The organism is Fodinibius salipaludis (assembly GCF_002287075.1).
Lineage (GTDB): Bacteria > Bacteroidota > Rhodothermia > Balneolales > Balneolaceae > Fodinibius > Fodinibius salipaludis.
In genome coordinates this window covers 64,953-77,758 of the sequence record NZ_NSKE01000011.1, presented here as the reverse complement: position 1 = coordinate 77,758, position 12,806 = coordinate 64,953, and the positions used below count along the sequence as shown (strand labels likewise).

Here is a 12,806-nt window from a genome sequence, read left to right as displayed (position 1 = left end):
CTTATCCACTCAAAAAATATTGAATTTCATCTGAAATAAACATTTAGCCTAAGCACTGTGTTGATTATATTAAGTGCCAATTTTAAAGAACTTATCTCCTTGCTTCAACTCGAAAACATATCACTCTCTTTTGGGGATGAAACCCTGCTCGATGAAATTAGCACTATTATTAATCCCGGTGAACGTGTGGGACTCGTAGGTCCTAATGGGGCCGGTAAATCAACCCTGCTTAAAATCATTGCCAGCGAAGTTGAACCCAATGCTGGGAATATTACCATGTCAAAAGCCGCTACCGTCGGTTATTTACCACAGGATGGTGTTGATCCCGATCCGGATTTGACAGTGCAGGAAGAAATGGAAAGTGCTTTTGCAGATATTCAGGAGCTTGAAGACAAGGTGCAAAAAGCACGAGAAGAGCTGGCCACGCTCGATGAAGGAACTGCTGAATATCAGTCGGCAATGGAAGAAGTGGGCAGGCTTCAAAACCGTATTGAACAGTCCGGTGCCTATGCGTTGGAATCGAACATCGAGAAGATACTAATGGGACTCGGTTTTACACCTGATGATTTTGATCGCTCCACCACTGAATTCAGCGGTGGTTGGCTGATGCGTATTGCGCTCGGTAAGCTGTTGCTTCAACGCCCTATGTATCTGCTGCTTGATGAGCCCACAAACCACCTGGATATTGAATCGCTCCGCTGGATAGAGCAGTTTCTAAATGGTTATGAGGGCGCAGTTATCATTGTCTCGCACGACAAAGCATTCCTGAATAAAATCACAACTCGCACACTGGCGCTGGAGTACGGTGATCTTCATGACTATGCCGGAAATTATGATTATTACGAGGAAAAGCATGCCGAGCGAAAAGAACATCTGCGCAAGGCTTATGAGAATCAGCAGCAGGAGATTAAAGAGATTCAGGATTTTATTGACAAGTTTCGCTATAACGCCAGCAAAGCCGCGCAGGTCCAGAGTCGAATAAAACAGCTGGAGAAGATGGATAAAATTGAACTTGATGAACGAGAGGAGGAAATTTTCTTTGAGTTTCCTCCCCCCGAACGCAGCGGCGCAGTAGTCATGAGGCTCAAAAATATTCGCAAACAATATGATAATAACGTCGTTTTTAAGGATCTCTCCTATTCTATCGATCGCGGGGATAAAATTGCGGTCGTAGGTCCCAACGGGGCGGGAAAATCTACTATGATTCGCATGCTTGCCGGACTTGAAGGCTTTGATGCCGGTGAACGAGAGCCCGGCCACAACGTAACGACCTCTTATTTTGCCCAGCACCAAGCCGATGAGCTGGATCTTGACAAAACAGTGTTTGAAATTATGCGGGAGGCTGCACCCAAGACCGATGAGACACGACTACGTACTATTTTGGGATGTTTCCTGTTTCAGGGCGATGATGTATTCAAAAAGGTATCGGTACTATCGGGCGGAGAGAAAAGTCGCCTCGCCTTGGCGCGCATGCTGGTTCAGCCGGCAAACTTCCTGATCTTTGACGAGCCGACGAATCACCTCGATATGCAATCCAAGAAAATTTTACAGCAGGCACTCGACCAGTACGAAGGCACCTATATGATTGTGAGCCATGACCGAGACTTCCTGGATCCTATCGTGGATAAAGTTCTGGAAGTGCGTCCCGATAAGACCAACACCTTTCACGGCAACGTATCGTACTATCTGGATAAGGTGGAAGAACGAGAAGAGTCTGATAAGGCTAAAAATCAAAAAGATAGCAGTTCAAACGCATCCAATAACGGATTATCCCGCAAAGAAGAACGTAGACTGGCGGCGCAACGAAGGCAAAGAAAGCATGATAAACTCAAGCCGCTGAAAAAGAAAATGGATCCGCTGGAAAAAGAGATTGAAGACCTCGAAGAGCGGAAAGATGAGATTGAAGACCTCATGGCTGAGCCGGATTTCTATGATGATGAAGAGCAGGTCAAGGAGATCTCCATGGAATACAAAAAGCTTAAAGGAAAACTTGTTGAAATCTACGCCAAGTGGGAAGAGCTGGCAACGCAGATGAGTGAAATCGAAGAGGAGTTTAGTGAATAGTAGTGAGTTATGAGTATTGAGTAGTGAGTTATGCCGCAGCAGAAGTTAAGAGATTGTTCATTGACTCAATCTGTTATTACTCCTTCCTACTTAATATCTGAATTGTATAAAAATCTCTCTTAAGTAATATACAGAGATACTTTTAGCCTGATAATTCATCTTCAGGCGGTAAAGAAAAAAATCTTATTACTTACCTCAATACTCACATCTCACTACTCAATACTATCATCACGTCGCAAAGATTTGATCTTTATTTCGGAACGCTTTGAATTCGAGTGCATTGCCACTGGGATCCTTGAAGAACATCGTGGCTTGTTCACCGGGCTTACCCTCAAAACGAACGTACGGTTCAATAATAAAATCAACATCCTCTTCTTCCAGACGTTCAGCCAGTTCCTCCCACTGCTCCCACTCTAAAATCAATCCGAAGTGCTTGGCCGGTACGGCATGTCCGTCCACGTCGTTCATACTCGATTTACCCGCTTCTTCGGGACTTAGATGTGCGACAACCTGATGACCCCAAAAATCGAAATCAATCCATTTATCTGAGCTGCGTCCGGTATCACAGCCAAGGACATCCCGATAAAATGTTAGTGTTTCGTCGAGATCGGAAACCGGAAAAGCCAAATGAAAAAGTGGTGTAGGTTGATCAGCCATAGTAAGAAAATTCTTTTATATCTTGTCTGTTATCTGAATGAATTAAGAATGACAAAATATAAATCAATGAGGACTCATGCGATCAGAAAAAATTACATTTGATGGCGCTTTCGGAGACAAGCTTTCAGCACGGGTAGACCAACCGGACGGTGAAGCCCGAAACTATGCCCTTTTTGCCCACTGCTTTACCTGCTCAAAAAACCTAAAAGTAGTTTCGAATCTCAGCAAAACCCTTACCAAACATGGTATCGGTGTTTTGCGCTTTGACTTTACCGGTTTAGGTGAAAGTGAAGGCGATTTTGCAGATACTAATTTCTCCTCAAATATCGAAGATCTAATTGCTGCGGCTGATTATATGGAATCGCATTACCGCGCGCCAGCTATCCTCATTGGCCACTCGCTGGGCGGAGCCGCTGTATTACAGTCCGCCTCGAAAATACCAAAAAGCAAAGCGGTAGCCACTATTGGTGCCCCGGCCGATCCCGAACATGTAAAAGAAAATTTTGGAGCCCGACTCAACGAGATTGAGGAAAAAGGCATAGCAACGGTCACGCTGGCGGGTCGCGACTTTACCATCAAGAAACAATTTATTGATGACCTCGAAGCCAATAATATGGATGACAAGATTCGCAATCTTGACCGTGCATTAATGATTTTTCATTCACCTGTAGATCAGGTTGTCGGCATTGATAACGCGGCAAATATTTACAAAAAAGCACGCCATCCCAAGAGTTTTGTTTCGCTTGATGATGCAAATCACCTGCTTACTAAACAAAAAGACAGTTTCTACCTCGCTGAAGTGCTTGCCGCTTGGGCTAATCGATATTTTTAACTTTCATTGAATGCCTATACATTAGCTCTTGTTAAAGATTGAGGATTGGAACTATAACAAAAACCAAAATCATATTATTTATGCAATCATTTAAAAAGTATTTGCTTTCTTTTGCATTAGTCTTTTTTGCCATGGGATGCACCCAACAAGAGATGGAACAAGAAGAAACAACAACGGAACCAGCAACAGATTTCACTGAGGCTGTTGCTGTTGTTCATCCCACAGAAGATGGCGATACCACCGGACATGTAACCTTTACCAAAGAAGATGACGGGGTTCGTGTTCAAGGTGAATTTGAAGGATTAGAAGAAGGCAAGCACGGCTTCCATATTCACCAGTACGGTGATTGTCGAGCTGATGACGGTACTTCAGCCGGCGGACATTATAATCCCGCTGATAATCCACATGCTAGTCCTGATGCCGAAAGCCGCCATGTAGGTGATATGGGTAATCTTGAAGCTGATTCCGACGGAAATGCTTCTATCGATTATGTAGATAATACCATCACACTCAATGGTCCCGAAAGTATTATGGGACGTGGTGTTATCATTCACGGCGGCGAAGATGATCTTGAATCGCAACCAACCGGAGCCGCTGGCCCTCGCATGGGATGCGGAGTGATCGGCGTTGCTAATGCTGATGCATAAGAACAAGAAAATCTAAACAAAAATGGGGCCATCTCTCAGATGGGCCCCATTTTTTATTTAATAAAGCTGAAAATTACAGATCCTGCAATGAGTTCAGGATGACATACATGTAGCTTCCACCTATTCCGGTTTCCAGCTCTTCATCTTGTCATCAATCACTTCTTTGAGGCGACTGACAGGCACGCGGTCCTGCGTCATATCATCGCGATAGCGGATCGTCACCGTATCTTCACCTTCGGACTCTACACCGTCAAAGTCGACTGTCACACAAAATGGCGTGCCTGCCTCATCCTGCCGACGATAACGCTTACCGATAGATCCAGACTCATCATATAGTACGTTGTAATCCTCTCTAAGATTATCGGTGATCTTATGGGCCAGATCTTGCAACTTATCCTTTTTGATAAGCGGAAATATTCCCACTTTAGTTGGCGCCAGCTGTGGATTCATTTTCAATACGGTTCGCGTATCGCCATCCACTTCCTCCTCGCGGTAAGCATCACAGAGTACCATCATTACCGTACGGTCCAGACCAATTGAGGTCTCAATCACATAAGGTACATATTTTTCCTGCTTCTGCTGATCGTAATACTCCAACTTTTTACCCGAATACTCCTTGTGCTGACTCAAGTCAAAATCGGTGCGATTGTGAACGCCCTCAACCTCTTGCCAACCAATGGGATATTCGTACTGAATATCGGCGGCAGCTTCAGCGTAATGAGCCAATTTATCCTCGGGATGCGGATGCGTGCGTAATTTTTCTTCACGAATACCCAATTTCTTATGCCAGTCGAGACGTTTGTTAAGCCAATGATCATAGCTTTCTTTATCGGTCCCCGGCTCTACAAAATATTGCATTTCCATCTGTTCGAACTCTCGCATACGAAAGATGAACTGACGGGCAACAACCTCATTACGAAACGCCTTCCCTACCTGGGCAATCCCAAACGGTACTTGTTGGCGGGCTGTATCCATCACATTCTTAAAATTCACAAAAATACCCTGTGCCGTCTCGGGACGAAGATACACCGCATCATCACCATCACCGCCGGAAGAAGTTGCTCCAAATTGGGTCTTAAACATCAGGTTAAATTGACGAACTTCGGTCCATTCAAAGGCGCCGGATTCCGGAGCACGGATCTCTTCATCCATAATAATATTGTACAAATCCTCACAGACGCCTTCGCGCGATCCCGCTGTATCAAGCTGCTCTTGCAGTTCATCCGCCTTATCAGCCTTACCGTCACTCCGCAACTTGGCAATATGATTTTCAATCAGCATATCCGCCCGATAGCGTTTATTTGACTGTTTGTCATCTATCATGGGATCGTTAAATCCATCCAAATGACCGCTGGCCTCCCACACTTTGGGATGCATAAAAATAGCTGAATCAAGCCCCACAATATTATCATGACGCTGGGTCATCTCTTTCCACCAGAAATCGCGGATGTTGCGTTTGAGCTCTGTACCCAGCGGACCGTAATCATAGACGGCTCCGAGTCCGCCGTAAATTTCTGAAGATTGATAAATAAAGGCGCGGGACTTTGCCAACGATACAAGCGTATCTAAACTATCGAGTTCGGTAACTGACATGGACGTGCTTAAATTTGGGTTCAATAATGATTTTTAAGATGCCGAAAGATAGAAAAAATAACTGCTTTAATTAATTATCCTTTTATCCGTATTTTAGATGCTTTCAAAGGATTTAGTTGGGAATGCTTCTCCCATCAATTCCATTGATAAACGTAATCTTTAGTTTAAAAACAAGATTTATATATGCATTCGTATCAGGTTGGCGTACTCGGTGCTACCGGAGCTGTCGGACAAAAATTTATTCGCTTACTCGAAAATCATCCATGGTTCACTGTAAAAGTACTGGGAGCCTCAAAACGCTCTGCCGGCAAAAAGTATAAACAGGCTGCCCATTGGATAGAAAAGACTGAGCAACCTTCTGCTGCAGCTAACCTGGAAGTTAAAGCTTGTGACCCTGCCAAGTTCGCAGGGGTCGACTTTGTTTTTTCCGGATTGGATTCTTCCGTTGCCGGAGAAATAGAAAAAAGCTTTGCTGAAGCGGGCATTCCCGTAATCTCAAATGCAAAAAATTACCGGATGCATGACCAAGTACCGCTGCTGGTTCCGGAAGTCAACCCCGATCACGCGGATATAATCAAAAACCAATCATTCGATGCTAATGGCAACGGCTGGATCGTCACCAATCCTAACTGCGTTTCTGTACCGCTTTCGATGTCGTTGAAACCACTTTCCGATGCTTTTGGCATTCAATCGCTTGTCGTCACCTCTATGCAATCGGTTTCGGGGGCCGGCTACCCCGGCGTCTCAAGTATGGACATCGTAGCAAACGTTGTTCCTTACATTGGCGGAGAGGAACCCAAAGTACAGACCGAGGCTACCAAAGTGCTCGGCAGTTTGTCAGATAATTCTATTGCCTTTAACGACTTTGACATTCAGGCAACAGCTGTTCGTGTCCCTACGATTGAGGGACATCTTCTTTCGGTATCGGTGAAATTGAAAAATGCCCCTACATCTATTGAGGAAGCCGAACAAGCCTTTACCGACTGGGAGAATCCCATTGCGGATCTGAACTTACCTTCATCCCCTGCCAATCCGGTGCGACTTTATAAAGAAGATCGCTATCCTCAACCTCGGCTCCACGCCGATCGGGAAGGTGGAATGCAAACAGCCGTTGGTCGACTTCGAAAAGGAACAGTCATGGATTTAGGATATGTTACCATGGCTCACAATACCATTCGAGGAGCAGCGGGCGGAGCCATTCTTAATGCCGAACTCTTGGCGGAAAAAGGATATATCAATTAATTTTATTCCTTACACTTTATCCCTGTCGGAAATTTAACCTCCGACAGGGTTTTTTCATTTTAAACCTTATCCTTTTGTTTTCTCATCATCCAATTCTTTGAGCTTTTGCTCAGAGAGATGAACCCGGGCCGATGAAACAGCGTTTTGTGCGTCATCACGATCGGAGCGCTTAACTTTTAACTTCAACCTTCCCTGCTCACTTCCGGGCAACGCTTCAAATACCTTCATTGATTTCCCTTCCACAATAATTTTTGCATTCCACCATCCCTTTTCAAAACGGATATTTTCCAGATCAACATAAGTAACCACAACGGACTTAACTCCGGATGTTATCAATCCCACTATACTATCCTTGACTTCAAATTCCAGATGAAGTCCATCTTCTTTTACTTTCAATAATCCCTTTGCAACCTGAAGACCGTGATTAATATTCGGTATTTCAACGGGTACTGATGGAATGGAAGAATAATTCATTGAAAATATTTTAGATTTATACTCTGATAAAAAAGAAGTATATGAAAATTATTGAAAAAACTTTGTAAGGATTTGCCATCTCAACGGTCTTACTAACAGAAACGCGTAAAAGCGTATAAGCCGTTGAAATAGAGAGCAATATCAAATGTCCTTCCGGGGTGAAACTGTTGATAGCAGTTTCACCCTCTTTTTTATATCGGACGGATTTTCTTGCCATTTATATTCTTCTCTATTATTCTCCTAAAGACTATTTATCAAGAAACTCGGTATGGGATACAAAAGTAAGTTGATTTTCCTTTTTATTGGGATATTCATTTCTATTAAATCACCTGCCTTCGCTCAATCAATCATTATTGATGAAAATTTCAGTGACGGGGACTTTACAAACAATCCCTCTTGGACCGACAGTGAATCAAAGCATCTCGTAAATTCTGCAAACATGCTTCAGCTCGATGCACCAAGTGAAAGTGCTGAAGCGGTAATCAGTACTGGCTCAACAGCCGCCTATGGTGAATGGCAAGCATACATTGAACTTGGTTTCAACCCATCAAGCAGCAACCTGTCAAGATTCTATATTGTAGCTGATAAGCAAGATATGAAGGGCGATATAGATGGGTATTTTGTTCAAATAGGTGACACCGAGGATGAAATAAGCCTCTATCGTCAGGATGGCAACAGTACAACAAAAATTATAGATGGAACCGATGATATTATTGATACTAATCCTGTAACTGTTCGCATTCGAGTAACCAGAGATCTCAATGGAAATTGGGAACTTTTCGCTGATCCCACCGGGGGCGCCTCATATAACGCACAGGGAACGGCAACAGACAATACCTATGCCCAAAGTGAATTTATCGGCCTGTTCAGTGATTATACCAGCACCCGATCAAATCTGTTTGAATACGATGATATAAAAGTCACAAAAGTTAACCCGCCACTCGATATTCAAAATGTCTCGATCATAGATAATCAAACCATTGATGTTTCTTTTAATTTAGATGTTGATCCGGCCAGTGTGCAAACATCGGACTTTACCGTCACCCCTGATATCGGAAGTCCCAGCAACAGCAGTACTTCGGGCAATGTTGTTCAACTCATTTACAATAATCCTATCCCCGGCAGGGAATACACCCTGACCGTCAGCGATATTGACGACAACGAAGGCAATACTATCGATCCCAACACGGACTTTAAGTTTCAGCTTTTTGACTCCTACACCCAGGGAGATATCCTTATCAACGAATTTGCTTATGATTATCCGACGACAATCAACGAAGAATACATCGAGCTCAAAAACGCCAGCAATAAATACTTAAATCTCGCTGACTGGGAAATTGCTGATAACTACAGCAGCTCCAGCTTAGGCTCCGATCCCATCCCCATAGAACCTGACAACTTCTTGGTTATATCTGCCGATACCACAGAACTTTTTAATGTATTTGGTGATCGAGCATATCACCAGGCCGGCTTTCCCGCTCTCAATAATACAACACCTGATGCGGTACAATTGATTACTAATACCGGAGCTAAAGCAGATTCTCTAACCTATAACTCTGACTGGGGCGGCACAGATGTGGCACTGGAACGACGATCGGCTTCCGCTCCGAGTATTTATGAAGAAAATTGGGGCGATTCGCCCAATTCTAATGGAGGAACACCGGGGGTAGCCAATGAGATGGACAAAGACAATACACCGCCCAGGCTCACTAAGCTGAATATTTTATCCACACACACGCTACAAGTTGTTTTTGATGAGCGCCTGAATCAGGCTGGCAGCTTTAGTATCACCAACAACAGTATTTCATCGGTAAGTCAAACCGCGGCCGATACGGTAGAGCTCTCGCTTGGATCTGACCTGCAAAACGCACAGGAGTACACACTTTCAATCGAAGATGCCGAAGATATTTTCGATAATACAATATCTCCGATCGATACCTCTTTTACCTATTATGAACCGTCACCGGTGGATTCGGGAGATGTTGCCATCAATGAATTTATGTATGCCCCACCGGTAAACAGCTCTGAATATATCGAGCTCTATAACATTTCCGATAAATCTCTCAACCTGCAGGGCTGGACTCTTAGTGATAACCGTGAAAGTTTTGAAGGGACGATTTCCACCGGTCAATTTATTGTACCTCCGGATAGTTTTGTAGTCATTGCTCCTGATAACACAATCGAATCCGAATACCCTGACATTGCACTGGTAACCATGGGTGACTTTCCTGCACTCAACAACGGCGGCGACCAAATCATCATCCGAGATAAAAACGGTACGCTGCTGGATTCTTTGCAATATACCTCCGACTGGGGCGGTGACGAGGTCGCGCTGGAACGTCGCACCACTGATGTTTCCGGAAAATTTCGGAAAAACTGGACCGATGCTTCTAATGGATTTGGTACGCCCGGATCCCGAAATGAAGTACCTCAAGATCAAATCCCGCCTTCTTTTGAAAAGCTAATTAGCATTGGGAATAATAAAATTGAGCTCACATTCTCAGAAAAAGTAGCCTCATCAGCAACCGATGCACAAAACTATCAGCTCTCCCCGCCTATTGGTATTCAGTTGATATCAGTACAAGATAAAAAAGTCACCCTTTTCTTAGAGCAGGAACTTACCGATGGTCAAACCTATGCAGTTACAGCTACAAATATCTCTGACATTTTTGGCAATACGTTATCGAATGCTACCCGGGAGCTCGAATACCTTCAAATTGATGAAGCCCAATCCAGACAAATCGTTATTAATGAAATATTGTATGATCCGGGAGCTGAAGGAAAGGCCGATTTCATTGAACTTTATAATACCACCGATAAGAATTTCAATATAACTGAATGGGTGGTGGGCGATTACAGTACCCAAACAACAATCGAAAAGCCTATAAAACTCAAAGCCGGTGAATATATCGTGCTTACCGGGAATCAAAATTTTGGGGCAAGTATCCCCAACGGAGTAGCAATAAGCGGGTTTCCATCCTTAAATAATAACACGCCTGATGATATCTATATCAGAAATAAGAACGGTGTAACCATTGATTCATTGCGCTACTATCAAAGCTGGAGCAATAATACCGATGGCTCTTCTCTTGAACGTAAAGATCCATTAGCGGCTTCAAATGATGCCTCGAACTGGCAGACCAACCCCTCTGACAACGGCATTTCTGCAGGCAAACAAAATGTTACTTCCCAGGCGGATACCGATTCTCCCCAGATAATTTTCTCCAAAATATTGAAGAATGGTAATTATGAAATTCGGTTTAGTGAATTCATCCGCCTAACCGACGATGTTGCTTTCTATGCCGGAGATGAACGTCTTTCAATTTTTGATTTTGATTCAACTAAAGCTGATGTGATTGCCCTGTCTTCTCCTACTTCAAAGAGTAATAATATCAACACTAACAGCACGACTATTCGGGCAGAAAATCTTAGCGATGTAAAGGGGAATATGACCACGATATCCGAAATTCCCGTAGCGCAACCGCTCCAAAAAGGAGACCTGGTTATCAACGAAATCATGTTTAATCCTCTGGCCGATTCTGATGACAATCAGCCCGATCAAACTGAGTATATTGAGCTGCGCAATACCCAAGACTATGCCCTTTCCCTTGAAGGACTGTTTCTACATGACGAACCTGATGAAAACGGAGATATACGGGACATACGGCCGGTATCTACCACCGCAAAATGGGTTCCGCCACAGGGACATGTACTCCTCCATGCAGATGAGAACACAAACTTTGAGGAAGGCCAAACTGCTGCCTTTTTTGATCTGGAGCCACCTAATATGCAATCCATTATGCGGGCAGACCGCTCCAGTCTCAGTTTAGCTTCTTCAGATGATGCTATTTACATAGCCGACAGTACGGGCGCTACCATCGATTCCGTGTTTTATGATGAAAGCTGGCATAATCCCAATATCATTGATACTCGCGGTATTGCCCTCGAACGTATCGCACCCGGTGGACCCAGCAGTGATGGTTCAAATTGGGGATCCAGTGTAACTGAAAAAGGCGGGACACCAAATTCGGAAAATTCGATCTACCAAGAAAATGCTCAAGTCAATCAGGAAACAGGTATACGTTTCAACCCCAATCCTTTTTCCCCGGATGATGACGGGTATGAGGATAATCTGTTCATTAACTACAAACTTGATCAGCAGGACTACCTGATCAAGGTTCGGATTTATGATCGCTACGGACGCCTGGTGCGCACATTGGCCGACGGCAAGCAAGCCGGATTTGAAGGACAGCTTATTTGGGATGGACGAAAAGACAACAAGAGCCGCAACCGTATCGGAATATATATTGTTGTTTTTGAAGCTTATGATAGTACCTCAGGAAGTGACCTGAGCTTCAAAAAGACTGTAGTCCTGGCTCGGCAACTAAACTGATTTTGAAGGCTAATATTAGGAATTACGAACGAAGAATCTTTTCTTAATTTCTAATTTATAATTCCTAATTCAAGATTGATGAGTTCTGCCCCAATTGGCATTTTTGACTCCGGCTTTGGTGGACTGACGGTCATGAAAGATATCGTTGATGAGCTTCCACAATACGACTATCTCTACCTCGGCGATAATGCACGGTCTCCCTATGGTACCCGCTCCTTCGAAACCATTTACCACTACACGCTGGAGTGCGTTAAATATCTTTTTGATCAAAACTGCCACTTGGTAATATTGGCTTGTAATACCGCTTCGAGCAAAGCTCTTCGTACGATCCAACAAAAAGATCTCCCAAACATTGATCCTGAGCGAAGAGTACTTGGGGTTATTCGTCCCACAGCCGAAGTTATCGGCAACTATTCCAAAACTGGCCATGTGGGTATTCTGGGCACAAGCGGTACTGTAAACTCCAGATCATATGTGATGGAAATCAAAAAGCAGTTTCCCGGATTAACAGTCCACCAAGAATCCTGTCCCATGTGGGTACCGCTTGTGGAAAACCAAGAATATGACAGTGAAGGAGCCGACTATTTCGTAAAGCAACATATCGATGGAATCCTGTCACACTCTAAAAAAATAGATACCCTGCTACTGGCTTGTACGCACTATCCTTTATTGATTGAAAAAATCAAAAAGTTTGTCCAAGACGATATCACCATTCTGAGTCAAGGTGAGATTGTCGCTAAAAGTCTGGCCGATTATTTAAACCGACATCCAGAAATTGAGAGAAAGTGTTCCCAAAACAGAACACGCAGATTCATTACGACCGACTCAACCGAGGATTTTGACGCTCATGCAAACGTTTTCTGGGGCGATAAAATAAATTCCGAGTTCATCCACCTTTAAAAAT

9 protein-coding genes are annotated in these 12,806 nt (G+C 43.8%); 6 read left to right on the top strand and 3 right to left on the bottom strand.

All coding sequences use genetic code 11. The features are described from left to right. The first annotated feature begins 57 nt into the window (after positions 1-57). Positions 58-2,064 (top strand): ABC-F family ATP-binding cassette domain-containing protein, encoded by a 2,007-nt coding sequence (locus CK503_RS13945; protein ID WP_255233436.1) that lies wholly within the window; start codon positions 58-60, stop codon positions 2,062-2,064. A gap of 228 nt (positions 2,065-2,292) precedes the next feature. Here the strand turns inward: CK503_RS13945 and CK503_RS13940 are convergent, their stop codons facing one another. After that, a complete protein-coding gene (locus CK503_RS13940; protein WP_095607442.1) occupies positions 2,293-2,721 on the bottom strand; it encodes a VOC family protein in 429 nt (142 codons plus the stop codon). 76 nt (positions 2,722-2,797) lie between these two features. Here CK503_RS13940 and CK503_RS13935 point away from each other — a divergent pair, with 76 nt between their 5' ends. Together CK503_RS13935 and CK503_RS13930 are read left to right on the top strand one after the other, a co-directional pair. Then, a complete protein-coding gene (locus CK503_RS13935) occupies positions 2,798-3,553 on the top strand; it encodes an alpha/beta hydrolase family protein (protein WP_095607441.1) in 756 nt (251 codons plus the stop codon). An 80-nt stretch (positions 3,554-3,633) separates the two neighbouring features. Further along, positions 3,634-4,200: a superoxide dismutase family protein gene (locus CK503_RS13930; RefSeq protein WP_095607440.1), complete on the top strand. Its 567-nt coding sequence runs from the start codon at positions 3,634-3,636 to the stop codon at positions 4,198-4,200. 120 nt (positions 4,201-4,320) lie between these two features. Here CK503_RS13930 and CK503_RS13925 read toward each other — a convergent pair whose 3' ends face one another. Next, a complete protein-coding gene (locus CK503_RS13925) occupies positions 4,321-5,793 on the bottom strand; it encodes a glycine--tRNA ligase (protein WP_095607439.1) in 1,473 nt (490 codons plus the stop codon). A gap of 183 nt (positions 5,794-5,976) precedes the next feature. On the opposite strand from CK503_RS13925, the gene asd reads away from it, so the two are divergent. Continuing rightward, complete coding sequence (gene asd, locus CK503_RS13920) at positions 5,977-7,035, top strand: aspartate-semialdehyde dehydrogenase (protein ID WP_095607438.1); 1,059 nt, start codon at positions 5,977-5,979, stop codon at positions 7,033-7,035. A 66-nt stretch (positions 7,036-7,101) separates the two neighbouring features. Here the strand turns inward: asd and CK503_RS13915 are convergent, their stop codons facing one another. Then, positions 7,102-7,509: a hypothetical protein gene (locus tag CK503_RS13915; RefSeq protein ID WP_095607437.1), complete on the bottom strand. Its 408-nt coding sequence runs from the start codon at positions 7,507-7,509 to the stop codon at positions 7,102-7,104. Positions 7,510-7,777: 268 nt separating this feature from the next. On the opposite strand from CK503_RS13915, the gene CK503_RS13905 reads away from it, so the two are divergent. Both CK503_RS13905 and murI read left to right on the top strand, forming a co-directional pair. Next, positions 7,778-11,902, top strand: coding sequence for a lamin tail domain-containing protein (locus tag CK503_RS13905; RefSeq protein ID WP_095607435.1), 4,125 nt, complete (start codon positions 7,778-7,780; stop codon positions 11,900-11,902). A gap of 78 nt (positions 11,903-11,980) precedes the next feature. Continuing rightward, positions 11,981-12,802 (top strand): glutamate racemase, encoded by an 822-nt coding sequence (murI, locus tag CK503_RS13900; RefSeq protein ID WP_095607434.1) that lies wholly within the window; start codon positions 11,981-11,983, stop codon positions 12,800-12,802. Positions 12,803-12,806: the final 4 nt, after the last annotated feature.

Excerpts from the sequence above, each read along its gene's own strand:
- CK503_RS13935 (WP_095607441.1), top strand. The coding sequence starts at position 2,798 with ATGCGATCAGAAAAAATTACATTTGATGGCGCTTTCGGAGACAAGCTT.
- CK503_RS13925 (WP_095607439.1), bottom strand. The coding sequence starts at position 5,793 with ATGTCAGTTACCGAACTCGATAGTTTAGATACGCTTGTATCGTTGGCA.
- asd (WP_095607438.1), top strand. The coding sequence starts at position 5,977 with ATGCATTCGTATCAGGTTGGCGTACTCGGTGCTACCGGAGCTGTCGGA.
- CK503_RS13915 (WP_095607437.1), bottom strand. The coding sequence starts at position 7,509 with ATGAATTATTCTTCCATTCCATCAGTACCCGTTGAAATACCGAATATT.
- murI (WP_095607434.1), top strand. The coding sequence starts at position 11,981 with ATGAGTTCTGCCCCAATTGGCATTTTTGACTCCGGCTTTGGTGGACTG.
- CK503_RS13905 (WP_095607435.1), top strand. The coding sequence starts at position 7,778 with ATGGGATACAAAAGTAAGTTGATTTTCCTTTTTATTGGGATATTCATT.
- CK503_RS13930 (WP_095607440.1), top strand. The coding sequence starts at position 3,634 with ATGCAATCATTTAAAAAGTATTTGCTTTCTTTTGCATTAGTCTTTTTT.
- CK503_RS13940 (WP_095607442.1), bottom strand. The coding sequence starts at position 2,721 with ATGGCTGATCAACCTACACCACTTTTTCATTTGGCTTTTCCGGTTTCC.